The organism is Vibrio sp. 10N.286.46.A8 (genome assembly GCF_041470165.1).
In the GTDB taxonomy this organism is placed as follows: Bacteria; Pseudomonadota; Gammaproteobacteria; order Enterobacterales; family Vibrionaceae; genus Vibrio; species Vibrio tasmaniensis_A.
The window spans coordinates 1-234 of the sequence record NZ_JBFRLX010000269.1 but is presented as its reverse complement, the minus strand read 5'-3'; the positions used below and the strand labels follow the sequence as shown (position 1 = coordinate 234).

Annotated in this window: 1 rRNA gene; it reads left to right on the top strand. The window is 41.5% G+C overall.

Features of this window, described 5'->3' with window-relative positions:
* A 16S ribosomal RNA gene (locus tag AB4232_RS21060) occupies positions 1–108 on the top strand; the annotation flags it as partial.
* Between the last annotated feature and the right edge of the window lie 126 nt (positions 109–234).

Here is a 234-nt window from a genome sequence, read left to right as displayed (position 1 = left end):
GGGTAGTTTAACCTTTCGGGGAGGACGCTCACCACTTTGTGGTTCATGACTGGGGTGAAGTCGTAACAAGGTAGCCCTAGGGGAACCTGGGGCTGGATCACCTCCTTATACGAAGATACTTACGATGAGTGTCCACACAGATTGATTAGGTTTAGATTTAGTTAAAGCCAGAGCTTTAATTAATAACGTAAGTTATTGATTAAAGCTTTTTGCTTTATGCTCTTTAACAATTTG